This window comes from Lelliottia sp. F153 (assembly GCF_002870005.1).
Lineage (GTDB): Bacteria > Pseudomonadota > Gammaproteobacteria > Enterobacterales > Enterobacteriaceae > Enterobacter > Enterobacter nimipressuralis.
The window spans coordinates 187,538-203,510 of the sequence record NZ_PKFT01000002.1; the positions used below are offsets into that span (position 1 = coordinate 187,538).

Annotated in this window: 12 protein-coding genes; 9 read left to right on the forward strand and 3 right to left on the reverse strand. The window is 46.4% G+C overall.

Going from position 1 to position 15,973, the window contains the following annotated elements; translation table 11 throughout:
- Position 1 precedes the first annotated feature (1 nt).
- Genes tssE through tssB form a run of 3 tightly spaced genes read right to left on the reverse strand, consistent with a single transcriptional unit; the run spans position 2 to position 2,435 of the window.
- Entirely contained in the window at positions 2-421 is a 420-nt protein-coding gene (tssE, locus tag F153LOC_RS08040; RefSeq protein WP_194512312.1) for a type VI secretion system baseplate subunit TssE, read from the reverse strand.
- A gap of 8 nt (positions 422-429) precedes the next feature.
- Entirely contained in the window at positions 430-1,914 is a 1,485-nt protein-coding gene (gene tssC, locus F153LOC_RS08045) for a type VI secretion system contractile sheath large subunit (RefSeq protein ID WP_146003461.1), read from the reverse strand.
- Positions 1,915-1,934: 20 nt separating this feature from the next.
- Positions 1,935-2,435 (reverse strand): type VI secretion system contractile sheath small subunit, encoded by a 501-nt coding sequence (gene tssB, locus F153LOC_RS08050; RefSeq protein ID WP_100778964.1) that lies wholly within the window; start codon positions 2,433-2,435, stop codon positions 1,935-1,937.
- Between the two features lie 659 nt (positions 2,436-3,094).
- On the opposite strand from tssB, the gene F153LOC_RS08055 reads away from it, so the two are divergent.
- The 9 genes from F153LOC_RS08055 (at position 3,095) to F153LOC_RS08105 (ending at position 15,371) form a co-directional block, all read left to right on the forward strand.
- Complete coding sequence (locus tag F153LOC_RS08055) at positions 3,095-3,613, forward strand: Hcp family type VI secretion system effector (protein WP_100778963.1); 519 nt, start codon at positions 3,095-3,097, stop codon at positions 3,611-3,613.
- Between the two features lie 398 nt (positions 3,614-4,011).
- Positions 4,012-4,476 (forward strand): adhesin, encoded by a 465-nt coding sequence (locus F153LOC_RS08060; RefSeq protein ID WP_102104742.1) that lies wholly within the window; start codon positions 4,012-4,014, stop codon positions 4,474-4,476.
- Positions 4,477-4,999: 523 nt separating this feature from the next.
- A complete protein-coding gene (locus F153LOC_RS08070) occupies positions 5,000-5,761 on the forward strand; it encodes a DUF4225 domain-containing protein (RefSeq protein WP_102104744.1) in 762 nt (253 codons plus the stop codon).
- Positions 5,762-6,251: 490 nt separating this feature from the next.
- Positions 6,252-8,243, forward strand: coding sequence for a type VI secretion system tip protein VgrG (gene tssI / locus F153LOC_RS08080; protein WP_102104746.1), 1,992 nt, complete (start codon positions 6,252-6,254; stop codon positions 8,241-8,243).
- 9 nt (positions 8,244-8,252) lie between these two features.
- Entirely contained in the window at positions 8,253-9,431 is a 1,179-nt protein-coding gene (locus F153LOC_RS08085) for a DUF2169 domain-containing protein (protein ID WP_102104747.1), read from the forward strand.
- 2 nt (positions 9,432-9,433) lie between these two features.
- Positions 9,434-13,741 (forward strand): PAAR-like domain-containing protein, encoded by a 4,308-nt coding sequence (locus tag F153LOC_RS08090; protein WP_102104748.1) that lies wholly within the window; start codon positions 9,434-9,436, stop codon positions 13,739-13,741.
- Positions 13,738-14,268 carry an Imm15 family immunity protein gene (locus F153LOC_RS08095; RefSeq protein ID WP_102104749.1) on the forward strand — a complete coding sequence of 177 codons (531 nt, stop codon included), beginning with the start codon at positions 13,738-13,740 and terminating at the stop codon, positions 14,266-14,268. The genes F153LOC_RS08090 and F153LOC_RS08095 overlap by 4 nt, the downstream gene beginning before the upstream one ends.
- A gap of 203 nt (positions 14,269-14,471) precedes the next feature.
- Positions 14,472-14,909, forward strand: coding sequence for an RHS repeat-associated core domain-containing protein (locus tag F153LOC_RS08100; protein WP_102104750.1), 438 nt, complete (start codon positions 14,472-14,474; stop codon positions 14,907-14,909).
- A 72-nt stretch (positions 14,910-14,981) separates the two neighbouring features.
- On the forward strand, positions 14,982-15,371 hold the full coding sequence (locus tag F153LOC_RS08105; protein ID WP_102104751.1) for an Imm50 family immunity protein: 390 nt from the start codon (positions 14,982-14,984) through the stop codon (positions 15,369-15,371).
- Positions 15,372-15,973 lie beyond the last annotated feature (602 nt).

The window sequence follows — 15,973 nt, forward strand, 5'->3', positions numbered from 1 at the left end:
GTTACTCCACTTTCCAGTGCCGGTGGTTATCCAGTAGGATGTCAAACTCCAGGACATCCTGGCTGTTGCTGAAATCTATCGTTGCCACAATATGAAACCGCAGTTCCAGCGGCAGGCAGGCATCCTCTGCGATAGCCGCCACTACCACATCCGAAATCCGCGGTTCATAGCCCAAAATAGACTCCCTGATGGCCTTAACCATCCAGTCGCGAATGTTCAACGAATCGGGGGATTGACTATTAAAATCATCAATCCCCAGATCCGGCGAACCGTAACAACTGCCGGAACGGGTATTGAGGACGTTACGAAGGGTATCGCGCACCGAATTTAGCAGCGACGCCTTAGGTCGCAGGCGTTGAGGTGGATTCGCCGCCTCGCGGATACGCTCAAACAAACTGCCCCCAGATTCCCGTTCCATTATCATGGTGCTTAATCCCTGTCTAAGCGGCCGACTAAGGACAGCTCAAACGATGCTCCCATATATTTGAAATGCGGACGCACGCTAAGCGCCACCTGGTACCAGCCCGGCTCCCCTTCCACATCCGATACTTCAATTTTCGCCTGACGCAGCGGTTTGCGACTGCGAACTTCAGATGGCGGATTTTCCTGATCGGCCACGTACTGGCGAATCCAGGTATTAAGTTCACGCTCGAGGTCGCCACGTTCTTTCCATGAGCCGAGCTGTTCGCGCTGAAGCACTTTGATGTAATGAGCTAGTCTGTTGATAACAAACAGGTAAGGCAGCTGTGTTCCTAACTTATAGTTAGTTTCCGCTTCCTTTCCTTCCACTGTATTAGGGAATACCTTTGGTTTCTGAACTGAATTAGCCGAGAAAAAGGCAGCGTTATCAGAACCTTTACGCATCGTTAGCGTAATGAACCCCTGCTCTGCCAGTTCGTATTCACGACGGTCGGTAATGAGAATTTCGGTCGGCACTTTTGCCTGAAGTTGCCCCATGGCTTCATAGAGATGCACCGGTAAATCTTTCACCGCGCCGCCGCTTTGTGGGCCAACGATATTCGGACACCAGCGGGTCGATGCAAAACTCTCCGCCATGTTGGCGGCCAGAAGAAACGCCGTGTTACCCCAAAGATAGTGCTCATGGCTTTTGCTGACATCTTCGTGATAGTTAAAGCTTTTGATGGGATTTTCATTCGGGACATAAGGATGTCGCAGCAAAAAGCGCGGTGCCGTCAGACCAAGATTTCGGGCATCTTCTGATTCACGCAGGGATCGCCATTTGGTGTATGCCGGCCCTTCAAAAATGGCCGCAACATCCTTGATCCCAGGCAGTTCGGTAAACGAATCAAGTCCGAAAAATGTCGGAGAAACGGATGAGAGGAATGGGCTGTGCGCCATTGCACTGACGGCGCTGATATATTGCAGCAGCTTCATATCGGCCGTCGTGTTATCGAAGCTGTAGTTGCCGATAACCGCCGCGACAGGCTCGCCGCCAAACTGCCCGAAACCACTGGAGTAAACGTGGCGGTAGAAACCAGACTGGGTAATTTCCGGCGCAAACGAAAAATCGTCCAGCAGTTCTTCTTTTGTGACGTGCAGTAGATGAATTTTGATGTTTTCCCGTGGATCGGCATGATCCACCAGGAGTTTCAGTGAGCGCAGAAACGACTCCAGCTCCTGGAATTCTGGCGCATGAAGGATCATATCCATCTGACGCCCCATGCGCTCATCAATATCAGCAATCATGCCGTTGACGGCCAGGATATCGACGGATTCGGCCTCTTCATCATTCTGTAGAAGAGCCGTAATAAAGGCTGTTACGCCCTGGCGCGCAATATCGTAACTTTCTGACTCCGGCTTGAAACGGGTCTGCGCCATAATGTCATCCAACAATGTGGGCGCGGCGACCTGTACAGAGGAAGCAGAGGCTTCCGGTAAGGTGATATCTGACATAGTGAAATCCTTGTACAAAGTTATTTCCGACCTGCGATGCCCAGTTCCGCAATCAGTTGTTCACGGCTTTGTTCGTTATCCAGCAGAGCTTTTAGCTGCGCGCGGAAAGCCGGGATATTTCCCATTGGGCCGCGTAACGCCACCAGGGCCTCGCGTAGCTCAAGCATTTTTCGCATTTCGGGTATCTGGGCAGCAATGTTGTCTGGTGCGAGATCGGACAGTGATTTCACTTTCAGCCTGACGCCCATGCGCTCATCGTGATTTTCACTGAGCGTGGAGGGAACGGCGAACTCACGGCCAATACCTGCTTGTTCTAACACCGCATTGAAATTGTTACGATTGATGGCAACAGGCTGCCGCTCATCAAGCGGCGTCTCATCCGAACCGCCTGTCAGATTACCGGTGACCAGCAGGTTAAGCGGCAGCTCAACTTCAGCTGTCTGGGAGCCTGTTTTGGGGGTGAATTTAATATTAATGCGCTCCCGTGGAGCGATGCTGCCGTCATTTTTTTGGCTGCTCATAAAAAATAGTCCTTCAGGTTATCGACCAGGCCATCAATGCAGCATATTCCGCACCACTAAAAACACCGGAAATGCCGCCGAAGTGGCGGTTAAATAGATTGAAACGCCTTATCAACCTATATCCTACGCGAAAACAACATTCCCAAAATACTTCGATTCCGGATAATACTGCTCTATATGCCAGATATGAAATGCGTGCTACAAAGGTTCAAGATATAATGCGAAACGTAAGAGCACAACCTAATAGGTAATAGATTTTCACTGTGAAACCCATATTTATAATTTCGCTAAATGATTGATATTAGATGCATTCATGGATTAATTAAGATGTTTGCGAAACTTAAGGATTGCCTTATAAAAGCCCAGCAACAAAATAAACCAAGAGATTGACTTACCATTATCCATGATTCAATCTGCTCATTAATTTCATCGCAACGAAATATAATAAAGAATTATACATAGCGATAAACCATATAAACAAAATCATGAATTAAACATAGCTAAACATTATTTGATGGCTACTACTTATCCGCATCGCCTGTAGCAGGAATGTACGAACATGACCGATTTTGGGAAAGAGCCGTTTCAAAATTTGCCTGTCGAGGACTAACGGCAGGTGATTGTCAGCAGTCATTTATACATTAACAAGGAGTTTAAAAATGCCTACACCGTGTTACATCTCAATCACGGGTCAGACCCAGGGAAATATTACCGCAGGTGCATTTACTGCCCCTTCGGTTGGTAACATTTACGTGCAGGGCCACGAAGATGAGATGCTGGTACAAGAATTTCATCATAACGTGACAGTACCTACCGACCCTCAGTCCGGCCAGCCATCTGGTCAACGTGCCCACAAGCCGTTCATCTTTACCGTGGCACTGAACAAAGCTGTACCTTTACTGTATAACGCGCTGGCTTCCGGCGAAATGCTTCCAACCACCGAGTTGCACTGGTGGCGTACCTCAGTGGAAGGCAAGCAGGAACACTTCTTCACCACTCGCCTGACCGATTCCACCATTGTGGATATCGACTGCACTATGCCTCACTGCCAGGACGCGGAGAAGCGCGAGTTTACTCAGCTGATTAAGGTTTCCCTCGCCTACCGTAAAATCGAGTGGGAGCACGTTAAGTCTGGCACTTCTGGTGCTGATGACTGGCGTGCACCGCTGGAAGCATAAGTTGATACCCAGCATCCGGTTCTTAGGGACCGGATGCTGTTTTTGTATTGCACCTCAAAAATGGTTGTCAGTAATAAGAAACGCTTTTTGGGAGATGGCGGATGCCGGAAACTTTGGCGGTAGCGTGCTTGAAGACAAGTTGAAACAGCACTTTCAACATGGAGAAATTTCGAATAGTTCATACTGGAGCGGATAGTTTATAAAAGAGCAGTTAATTGCCACAAGAGCTGTTACAAAGTAGCTCGTCTATGTTGTTTCTTGAGTCTTGTACAAATGGAGCATCAACGACTAACTGCCATACTTCAGGCTTTCAAAGACGTTTCGATATAAAAAGCCCAGCGTCTTACCATACTATTTTTAAAAACACATTTAGCCTTTAAATCTACAGACTGGTATCTATGTTCAAAAATATAGTGTTTTTTGTCACCATGTTCGTGCTGGCTCCTATTTACTGCATTGCAAATGAACCCGAAGTAAATTCTTTAGATGACCTTATCGTGAATAGTTTTAAAGTGGATGAAATTCCTGATCTAGGGCATCCAGTTTGCACTCTCAGCCTCTACGACATTAAGAAAGATGATTATTACAACTATGTGGAAGGAAGTATTTGTCCTGTCGGTGGAAAAATCTGTAAATACTCAGCCATTATGAAAATCAATAACAAAATAAACATACTTAAAGAAGTACCGTCAGATAAAAAAGGTATAACATTTCAAAACTCACAATTTTATATAATCTCAAAACATACTGAAGTTAAAGAGTCAGAAATGAACCCTGAAGGAACCAACATTGAATCCATCATTTCTATTAACATCAAAAATAGAGTTAAAAAATTTAATATGACTGGATATTGCGGGATTTAAATACAGTCAAAACACTGAATAAAAACATAATGGACAATAACGATCCCTCGATTTTTTAACGGGGCGCGTAGTCGCATTATCGTTTTTCAATGCTCAAAAATATGCATTTTCAATTTTTTAAATTCAGTGAACTTAAAAAATGCAAAAATACAGCTTACGCATGAAAATATCTCAAACTCACAACTGGGTGCTAGAGTGAATTAGGATAACTAAATAATAAAAAATTCAACAGAATTCTTATTAGTGCTAATGCATAAAGCAGTAGGTATTCTCTCAAACGATAAATAATTTTAAGCTTGACAATAAATATGTCAAAACCGGTGGTGGGCAGGAAATGTATTTCCACGTTCCTTGCGACAAGCGAAAATTTGTAATACCACTTGATACCCCTAGCTATAAATATGGTCATCTTCAGTAGATATCTGTTTATTAAAAATATTCTTACACATGTAGCATGCGATATTGCATTAACTACATTATGCACAAATTCTTTTTATCCATATAAAACAGGGGGCAAGTCACAATGATCATTATGGAAAAACAAAATGAACTTATTCAAGTGATGAATAATGTTGCAAATAAGTACATGAAATGGAGTCTTGCAAAAGATCATTTTATCAGTGATACCATTAATTTTTCCTCACAAATTGATAGTGATTTATTTTCTGGGAAACTATCACAATCCGAGGCAAGAGAAGCTCTGGAGAATGAAATAACATCACTAAGAAAACAAAACGATGAACTAGAGAAAAATCAGGTTAGGCAAGCCATTATCCTTCGCCCTATAAGCCAAGAGAAAGTCAGAGGAAGCGGTGGAAGAGAAACTATTAATGTCGATCTATTTATTGCAGGGGCGGGATTTATTGCAGGGGGCTTACAGATTGTCACTGGTGTTGGAATGATTAGCACTGGTGCCGGAGCGATCCCAGGAACATTACTAACAGCTCACGGGGTTAACAACCTTATTGAAAATGGTTATTACTTGCTTTATCGAGAGAGCTGTACCGGTCCAGTACGCTTTATGTACGAAGAAGCGGGAGATTTTTTTGGAATAGATATTAAAGATTCCGATGTTATTTATACTTTTGTTGACGTGGCATTATCGATGAATGGTTTACTTGAGTATAAATTACCAGAAGAAGCACAGAGACTTTACCGTTACATTAACGCAGATTTGCTATGGGGTATAAAAAAGATGGGAATTACTCTTATGGGCCCTGGCGATTTATTTATAGAGATCACGGGTGATATAAATACCGTAGTGGGTCAATGGAGGGCATATTAATGGAAGTTATCATTGAGGCTGCAGGATACAAGTTAAACATTTTATATATTGCTCTATCATGCCTAGGGTTACATATTAATTTCACTGTCGTAAAAATTTTATTAAAGTCCCAAAAGACGACACATCATTTTTATTCCATAACAACATCGACAATATTACCTTTTTTTCACTTCTACGTTTTTAACTTTGGAAGAATACCTTTTTGGGATATAGACCTTGGTAATAACATCCCACTCTATTACATTTCTTTTGGATTAGCATGGATTAGTTCACTTCCTTACATCATCGCAAGAAGGCTGTACAATTAAAGCCTATCATAAAACCACTATAACACAATAAATATAAAATTATTGACCCAGCATCAAACAAAGATTAATGCTAAATAACACACTTACAAACCTTACACTTCATCAAAGCATTTCAAAACCCGACAAATTAACCCCGCTATATTTACCGTTATTATAGAAAATCATTTGAAAGGGAGACAAATATGTCATTAAAAGGACTACGTTTCACGTTTGACGTGGATGGACAACCTTCTGAAACATTTGCAGTCGTGAGTTTCTGGTTGAAACAACGTCTTTCATTTCCATTTATGTTAGATGTAGATGTTGCCAGTAAATCCTTCAATCAGGAAGCAAACAACCTACTAGAAAAAAAAGTCACCCTCACTATTTGGCAGGGGCCAGAGGCGCTGCGTTATGTCACTGGAGTAGTTTCCAGCTTTGGGATGAAAGAAAATAATCGCTGGCAGATGCTCTATCATTTTTGTATTCAGCCGCCACTCTGGCGCTGTGGACTACGGCAGAATTTCCGCATATTTCAGCAACAAGATATTGAAGCTATTTCATCAACACTTCTCAGTGAGAACGGTGTTATCGACTGGGCACCCTCTTTTAATGCTGGCCACTCTTCTCGTGAATTCTGTGTTCAATACGGTGAAAACGATCTGGCATTTTTATCACGCCTTTGGGCGGAAGAAGGGATCTTCTTTTATGATAAACACGCACCAGTTGGACCTAATCAAAAATTGATGTTATGCGATGATATTGCTGGCCTGTCCCCACTCAACGACACGATTATCTTCAATCCGAATATAACTACAGAAGTGAATAGTGAGTGTATCAGTGCATTTCAATACGATGCAGGAGTACGTGCCTCATCAGTCGTAAGTAAAGATTATACATTCAAAGTACCCGACTGGGAGGGAACGTTTAATCAACAAGGCGAAAACCTGAATAATCAGCTCACGCAATATGAAGTTTATGATTACCCTGGTCGTTTTAAGGATGAGCAGCACGGGCAGGATTTTAGTCGCTATCAATTGGATGGTTTTCGTAATAGCTCTGAGACTGCCGGAGGGATCAGTAACTCACCCAATTTGTGGCCAGGAACTCGCTTTATTCTCAAAAACCATCCTCAGGAAACCCTCAACCGAGAATGGCAGGTGATTAGAAGCACGCTGGTGGGCCAACAGCCACAGGCATTGCATGGGAGTTCAGGCACAGGCACCACATTGACGAATCAATTTTCGGTCATCCCTGCTGACCGAACCTGGCGGCCCCGTCCCCTGCCTAAACCCAAAGTCGATGGCCCACAAAGTGCGATCGTTACTGGCCCTGCTGGCGAGGAAATCTTCTGCGATGAACATGGCCGTGTCCGCGTGAAGTTTCACTGGGACAGATATAACCCTAAGAATGAGAGCAGTTCATGCTGGGTACGCGTGTCGCAGGCATGGGCCGGTACCGGATTTGGCAACCTTGCCATTCCGCGCATCAACCAGGAAGTCATTGTTGATTTCCTGAATGGTGATCCTGACCAACCTATCATTATGGGTCGAACCTATCACCAGGATAACCGCTCTCCTGGCGGCCTGCCAGGTACGAAAACGCAGATGACCATCCGCTCAAAAACCTACAAAGGTGAAGGTTTCAACGAACTGCGTTTTGAGGATGCGACAGGGAAAGAGCAGCTCTATATGCACGCGCAAAAGGACATGCAAACAGAGGTGCTGCATGACCGAACGACGACGGTTAATCACGATCACACTGAAACCGTATCCAATAACCAGACTGTCACCGTAGGCGTCGGACAGACGATAAATGTGGGTGGCAAAAATGAAGGTGGACACGACCAAAAGGTCACCGTCGCCCATGATCAGACGATCACCGTGCAGAACAAGCAGACGCTAAATGTCACACAGGATCGTGAAAAAAGCGTCGGTGGCGACCAAACAGCCACAATCACCGGCAACGACACCGCGACCGTCAAAAAAGATCAGTCCGTGACTGTTCAGCAAAACTACACCCTCGATGTCGCGAAAATCACCACCATCAAATCAGGCGAGAAAATCGAACTGATCTGTGGAGCCAGTTCCATCACCCTTGAACAAGGTGGAAAAGTGACGATCTCCGGCACGGAATTTGATTTCACTGCCGGCGGCATTGTTCAAATCAAAGGTAAAGACGTCAATCTCAACTGAGGCACGAAAATGGAATTTCGTAATCTGACGCCGTTTTCAGTGATGGAATATGCGATGGACGACAAGCATAACGAACGTCATCGCGTCGTCGCCATGAAAACCGGCTTCCGGCTTGTCCAGGATGATAATGGTCAGTGGCAGACGCAATTAATGGAAAACCCACCGATGCCATTATGCATCGAAGATGAGTTTACCGGTGAAATGAACTGCTCCCCTGTCCTGCGCGAAAGTGACCTCGCCCCGTTAAAACCTGCCTGTGACATTATCGTCAATGGCACAGCACACACGCCGGATGGTGTCGCCGCTCAAGAGATGATCGCGAGAGTCCTGATGCGTTCGCTTTCAGGCGAAGTACTTCTGAATAAAGCTTTGCAAATAACTGGCAAACGCTTTTATCAACGTCAGACATTAACTGGACAATGGTTTGAAACGGAGCCGGAACTTTTTAGCTCCCTACCCCTGGATTACCGTTTTGCATTTGGCGGTGAATGCCGGGTGGAGGTCGATAGTGAATATGCTAACCGCATTCCTGAAGAATACTGTCTCACCGAAGACCAGCGTCGGGAGCACCCCAACCAGGTAAATCCACCTCTCGCGCACAGAGCCTGCCCGGTCAATCCTCTGGGGCTCGGTTACATGCCCCCCTGGTATTTGAATGCCTGCGATATTCATCAGGTTGAAGCCCCTCGCATTATCGCCACGGACAGCCCCTTTACCCTCAGGCACTTTCTCGCCTGCCTGAACGGAAACGCCGACTGGTTCGCGCCAGAATACCAGCCTGCAGGCTTTGGCTACATCGGACGGAGCTGGTTACCACGCCTGCCGTTGGCAGGGACTTATGACCAGACATGGCTGGAGACTGTGCATCCGGGGCTGCCGGAAGATTTTGATTTTGGTTACTGGAATGGCGCACCACATGACCAACAAATCCTGTTCCCGGATCCAGGGGCAGAGTTCGTCCTCTCGGGTTTTCGCCCGGACGGGGACATTCACTTTTCTCTGCCCGAACACCAGGGACGTATTCTGCTTCGCACCCCAACCGGACAGCGAGTACCTGTCCCCATGTGGCTGGACACGCTGGCAATTGATACAGACTCGCTGAACATAGCACTGACGTGGCGTTTTTTACTGCCAGGTGACGTGCCAGTGCGCGTTATGGAAGCGCGATACAGAACCAGGAAGGTATAAAAATGGCAGATAATTATACGGCACGTCAGGACGGACAGTGGACAGTTGTCAGCACCAGCCCCGATGTTTGCAAAACCCCGCGAGGCGATTCTACACCGCCAGTGCCCTACCCGGTGACGGCTAATATGGGCGCAGCAGTGATGGTGGTGCCATCGGTGAAACTGAACAGCTGTCCGGCAGTCGTCCTCAATCAGAGTTCCATCCCGCAGACCCAGGGTGATTCACCTGGGGCTGCCAAAGGTGTCAGCAGTGGAACGGTGGGAGATGTATGCGAGCCACTAGGTCACAGCGAGACGGTATTCTTTGGTGGTAAACCAATCCTGCGGCACAACGATGAATTCTGGATGAACAGCCGCAATACTCTCGGCATTATCGTCGGTCAACCGCCTCCTGGAGGGGTATCTGCTGAAAACGCCGACCCGGAAGATGAACCCGAAACCAAAGAAGAGGAAGACGACGACGGCAGTTGGCTGGACGCATTGCAGTTAGGGCTTGATATTGCGGGTTTTATACCCGTATTTGGTGCGCTGGCGGACCTGGCAAACGTGGGCGTCAGCGCCGCAAGAGGGAATTACGCCGAAGCAGCCATGTCATTGATGGCGGCAGTGCCCGGAGTAGGTGATGCAGCGGCTGCAGGGAAAATGCTGGCTAAAGGAGCAAAAGCCACTGCAAAGATGGCATCCAAAGCAGCAGAGGCAGAGAAAGCGGCAAAACTTGCCGCAAAAGCAGCAGCAAAAGCAGCCAAAGCCGCGGCGAAAGCGGCCCGCGAGGCGGCCGCAAAATTAAAGGGTGGCATCGTTAAGGGATGGAAGAAGCTCAGGAGAGGTTCCGGAAAAGGGGCTGAGGGGAAAAAGTGTACCAAACCCGGAGAACCCGTAGATGCAGGAACCGGTGATTTTCTTCAGGAGTTCAGCGTGCTCCATCTCCCCGGTTCTCTACCGCTGATGTTGTCTCGGTTTTATCGCTCCCAGTCCCACGCTGGCGGTACATTTGGTCCCAAATGGACTGACGAATGGTCTGCCTCTCTAATAATCCATGGCGATGAATTGCACTTCACCGACAATGAAGGTGTGGTGCTCTATTACCCGATCCCACAAGACGGGATTTTTAACAGCACCATTAACTCCCGTCAGCCACATTATAGGCTGGCGGGTGATATGCACGGGGAACTGACACTTTTTGACCGCCGCTCGCAGCAGACGCAGGTTTTTGCTCCTGCCGGAGTTGGCATCTGGCTGCTGTCAGCCCTTCATGATAACTATGGTAACCGGATTGAGTTCATCCGTAATGATGCTCTGTTAACGGACATTCACCACAGCGATGGCTACACCCTGACCCTTAACTGGCAGCTCAACCAACTGATGAGCATTGACCTGGTAACCCCTCAACACCAGCGTCTCGTTACCTGTCAGTATGATCGCCATGGCTTCCTGGCCGAGTGTGACACCTTCCAGTTCACCCATTTATGGCATGAATACTCTACCGAAGGATACATGACCCGCTGGCGGGATACGGATAAAACCTGCGTGGATATCTGTTATGACGCACAGGGCCGTGCCATCAGTACGCTGTCCACCGAAGGCTATTACGAAGACCGATTTATCTATCAGGATGAAGAGTCTTGCACCACCTACGTGGATGCGGAAGGCGGCGAAACCCGTTACTGGTATAACGAAGATGGCCTGGTTACCCGAGCTGTCGACCCGCTGGGCCGGGAAGAAATTACGGTCTGGCAGAATACGCAACTTCAGTCCCGCACCGATGCTCTGGGTCGCACGACCGAATACGACTATAACGATGAAGGCGATATCAGCCATATTGCCCTCCCCGGTGGCTACAGCCTCTGGTATGAATATAACGCCACCGGGCAGCTAACTCGTCTGACCGCTCCGGGCGAACAGATCTGGCAGTGGGCTTACGACGACCACGGTAGCATGGTCTGTCTGACTGACCCACAGGGACGCGTCCAGCAGTTCAGTTACAGCGACCAGGGTGATTTGCTGCAGAGGATTTTGCCCGGCGGTGCAACCTGGCGCTGGAGCCATGACGCCCTGCATCAAGTGCGAGAAACCATCGCCCCGAACGGCGGTATCACGCACACCGAACAGGATTTTCTCGGGCGGCTGTTAAGTGTGCAGGACCCGCTCGGCTTCACCACCCAGTTTCGCCATAGTAAACATCACGCCGGGCCACAGGGCAGCGTGGAAGAAATCAGCCGCCCGGACGGCGTCCGGGAGCTGATTCGCCATAACAGCGAAAAGCTCCCGGAGCACTTCACAGACGGTGAAGGCAAAACCACTTCTTACGAATACGGTGCCTTTGACCTGCTCATGGCGATGACCCGCCCCGACGGCGAACGCCTGGCATGCCGGTACGATAAACTCACTCGCCTGACTGAAATCATTAACGCCGAAGGCGAACGTTACCGACTCACCTATGACAAAGCCGGACAGCTGATAGCTGAAACCGACTTCACTGGGCGCACGCTGACGTACGAATACGATAATGCAGGCCGCTGTATCCGCACCCGCTTCCCGGACGGCACCTGCCTGAACCGCCGCTACAATGTCAACGACCAGGTCACAGATGAGCAAGTGACGCGGGGCGATAGCAACCACACTCTCAGCACCACCACTTTTCGTTATGACACTCTGTGCCGTCTGGTAGAGGCAAAAAATGACGCGGCGACGGTCACGTATGACTATGACGACGCAAGCCGTCTCATCGCCGAAACCCTCAACGGCAGACGCACGGAGTATCAGTATGATACTGATCGTGACACGGTATCTCAGCGCATCACTGGCGGACTGACTGAACACTTCATCCGCGGCGTAACGGGCGAGCTGAAACAGTGGCAACTTAATGGCCATGCTCCCCTGACATTCACCCATGATCTGCGCGGCCAGGAAACGTCCCGACAGAGCGACGCCGGGTTTTACCAGCAGCTCAGCTACACGCAGACCGGCATGCTGACAAAGCAGGAAGCCGGGAATCAGAACACCGGGTCGGATGAGCTTAACAGCAGTCTGGCGCGGGAATGGCTGTACGACAAAGCCTACAACCTGACCATGATTGCCGACTCCCTGCGCGGCACTGCAGTGCACAGCCTGACGGCAAACGACCAGATAAGTCATGCCACCTGGACAGGCAGCCAGAGTGTGCCGATGCGTGAAGAGCGCTTCACCTACGACAAAAATCTCAACATCACCCGCCGCCAGACCTGGATAAACGAGGTGATGGAAAGCGAAGCACACCAGCAGCAACGGCATGGACGGGTAACATTCCGGGAACACAATGCCTGGCGACATACCACTTCACGCATCAACCCGGATACCGGAAAACCGGAGGAAGGAAAATTTGTCCGGGTGGTTAACGCGCATAACACCACCTGGAAGTACGATGTGAACGGTCGTCTGGTGGAGAAACTGGTCGATAAAGGCGGCTACCGCCCTCTTCTCTGGCGCTACCGCTGGGACGCCAGGAGTCAGCTGGCGGGTATCGAAACGCCGAATGGCGAACGCTGGGAATACAAATACGACCCGTTCGGCCGACGCATCAGTAAACGCTGCACCAGCCACAACAAACCGGGGATGGATTTTCACTGGAATGGCGACCAGCTCACCGACGAAATTCCGGTCGGTTCTGACGGCAAACCGGATGACGGAAACGCCATTCGCTGGATATACGAACCAGGCAGCTTTACACCGCTGGCGCGCTACGAAAAGGGCCAGCTGCACTATGCGGTAACGGATACAGTCGGGCGCATCCAGGAACTGCTGACCGAAGACGGCACCATTATCTGGCAGGGAAAACAACAACTGTGGGGCCGGGAAGAGAGTGCAAATGACGCCAACGTCTCATGCAGACTGCGTTTTCCGGGTCAGTACGAGGATGAAGAATCCGGGTTGTATTACAACCGATTCCGGTACTATGATTGTGAGACTGGGCAGTATATTTCGACGGATCCGATAGGGTTAAAAGGTGGTCTGAACCTATATGCATATGTGCCTAATCCGCTGACTTGGAGCGATCCATTTGGATTAGCTAAAGTTTGTGGTGGCGGCTCACCAAAAGATGCGCAGAAAAAAATTGATAAAGGACAAGGGCCGAAAGATATTAAACGCATTGATGAGCCAGAGCCAGATAGTGTGCCAGGTAGTCAGTGGCATGCTCACCAAACAAAATCGGTTAAAGGCAAAAACCCAGCATTAAATAAAGATGGTTCGACTCATGATGGTCCACCATCTTTTCACAAAAAAACACTTAAATGGTTGAAAGATCATGGATGGAATGTGGATGATTGGCTATGAGTGAATTAGATTCAAAAATAAAAAAAATCTTACAAAACGAAGGTTTTTATAATGATGCGCTATATTTGGCCGATTACGATTCATTCGAGGAGATACCTTTATTTTCCAGATGGAAAAGTGTTTCTTTTTTGAAAAAGAAATCATTCGATGAAAATAATAAATTACTAATATCACATGCGGTGAAGTTAGTAGAGCATGCTTTGAAAGTTTCACTAATCAATGCAGGAAAAGAAGCTCATGAGGATTTCTTTTGTTGTGTTACATTAACAAAATGGGATAATGTAGATGAAATAAATTGCATTACACCAAACATTTATATAACAAGAAGGAGAAAATGGCTTTTTTCATATATAAACCTCAAGAAAACATTTTCTAAAGAAGAAACATTAGCATTAAAGTATATCCATGAACTAGGATTGTATAACTATGATGTTTATATCTCCGGAGAAAGCGATGACATTAGAAGAGTATACATAATAAATGACATATATAGCCAAATTATAAGTCCTAATGACGATGTCGTCTGAGAAAGATCATAGATTACGCACTGTAATGTACTGCACTATGCGGTACGGATACGCTCAGGCGCATCCAGGAACTGTTGACTGAAGACTGTTCGATCGTCTGGCGGCAAAAATAGCAACTGTGAGGCCAGGAATTAAGCTGGAACAAGAAAGAAATATCGACCTGCCTGTTACGTTTTCCAGAACAATATGAAGACTAAGAATCCATGTTGTATTACATCCGATTTCGTTACTATGATTGTGAAGCTGGGCAGTATATCTCAGCAGATCCCATAGGTCTGGCAGGCGGGCTGAATTTTTATAGATATATGTCGAATTCATTAAGTTGGATCGATCCACTTGGTCTTACATGTTGTAGTCCGAATAAAAAGACAACCTATGAAGGTACAATTAGAAGAGATACATTTAGACAAGCTAAGCGTGATGCAGGGATCCCAATGTTCCAAAAACCTACATCAATTACAAGACCAAATTTACCAGATGGTAGTGGCAATACAATATTTAACAATAATAGACAACCAATAAAAACGAGACAATTTAAATTCAATACTGGCAAAGATAAACCCTTATTAATACAAGAAAATAGCTTAGGACACTCTAAAGCTAAACCGGGGCATGGTGCAGAGCCTCATTTTAGTGTTTGACCATCTGAAAATCTGAATGCAGGCAGTGTGCATGGAATTCATGGTCATTATAATTTTAAGTGAGATTTGAAAATGTGGTTTCAAAATGCTTTAGGTAAAGAGAAAATTCAATTCATGTTTAACAATGAACTTGACATACAAGTGGTCGAAATACATGGTTTTTCAATGGAAAACTTTTCTGATTTGAAGTTTAATTTCATTTGCAAGAAAATACCAAAGAAATACCCTGAAAAATGGAACAAAGATATTTTTAATGCACTTAATTTTGACATTACGTTTGAAAACATAACTCAATTAGATATCACAGGCTCAAGAATTGGTTTTTTCTGCTCACCAATAATTAAATCCTCACCTAATTTGGCTGAAATTAAAGCAGAGCATAATAGTTTTAAACTATATTGCAGTTCGGATTTTTTAACTATAGGTGAAATTGTTCCCTACTTAGATGAAAGATGGGATTAATAATTAATTTATAAAAACTATGTTAGGTAATAAAACCCTATTTTAATCATGATCTTACACAAGTGAAACCATAGATTATAATACTATAATGTCGTATTCTTGATATATTATGTTCAAATTAACTATAGGATATACTGCACATTTTGACCCGATAAGGCTGCGAAGAGAATTAGCACTTACGGGTATGTTCCTTATCCGCTGGGGTTAGCTTGTTGCAAATACAACCTAGAAATGAAGCAGTTAGGGCAGCCAGAAGATACGCAGGGACGCCTATGAACCAACAATCATCAAAACTTGAAATGGTCAATACTACAGATCGGGATAGTCCCAATATTATTGGGTAACTGTAATCCGCAGAAATAATCGTGAATATATGCTTCTCGCTCAAGTAAAGAAGATATCTTGATTAAAGTTCACTCGCCTGGTCATACAAAGGCCTAAGTGGAATACTGGGAAATATCCGGAAAATGTGAACAGCATATGGGGCTTGAAGGCGGATTCGGTGACACTCAAAATATTGAACTGTATAACAATGAGACTGTCGACCTTATTTGTTATGACACACTAAATTGAAAATGAATTTGAATGTTTAATGAACAAAA

Coding starts and splice junctions, on each gene's coding strand:
- tssC (WP_146003461.1), bottom strand. CDS start 1,914: ATGTCAGATATCACCTTACCGGAAGCCTCTGCTTCCTCTGTACAGGTC.
- tssB (WP_100778964.1), bottom strand. CDS start 2,435: ATGAGCAGCCAAAAAAATGACGGCAGCATCGCTCCACGGGAGCGCATT.
- F153LOC_RS08055 (WP_100778963.1), top strand. CDS start 3,095: ATGCCTACACCGTGTTACATCTCAATCACGGGTCAGACCCAGGGAAAT.
- F153LOC_RS08060 (WP_102104742.1), top strand. CDS start 4,012: ATGTTCAAAAATATAGTGTTTTTTGTCACCATGTTCGTGCTGGCTCCT.
- F153LOC_RS08070 (WP_102104744.1), top strand. CDS start 5,000: ATGATCATTATGGAAAAACAAAATGAACTTATTCAAGTGATGAATAAT.
- tssI (WP_102104746.1), top strand. CDS start 6,252: ATGTCATTAAAAGGACTACGTTTCACGTTTGACGTGGATGGACAACCT.
- F153LOC_RS08085 (WP_102104747.1), top strand. CDS start 8,253: ATGGAATTTCGTAATCTGACGCCGTTTTCAGTGATGGAATATGCGATG.
- F153LOC_RS08090 (WP_102104748.1), top strand. CDS start 9,434: ATGGCAGATAATTATACGGCACGTCAGGACGGACAGTGGACAGTTGTC.
- F153LOC_RS08095 (WP_102104749.1), top strand. CDS start 13,738: ATGAGTGAATTAGATTCAAAAATAAAAAAAATCTTACAAAACGAAGGT.
- F153LOC_RS08100 (WP_102104750.1), top strand. CDS start 14,472: ATGTTGTATTACATCCGATTTCGTTACTATGATTGTGAAGCTGGGCAG.
- F153LOC_RS08105 (WP_102104751.1), top strand. CDS start 14,982: ATGTGGTTTCAAAATGCTTTAGGTAAAGAGAAAATTCAATTCATGTTT.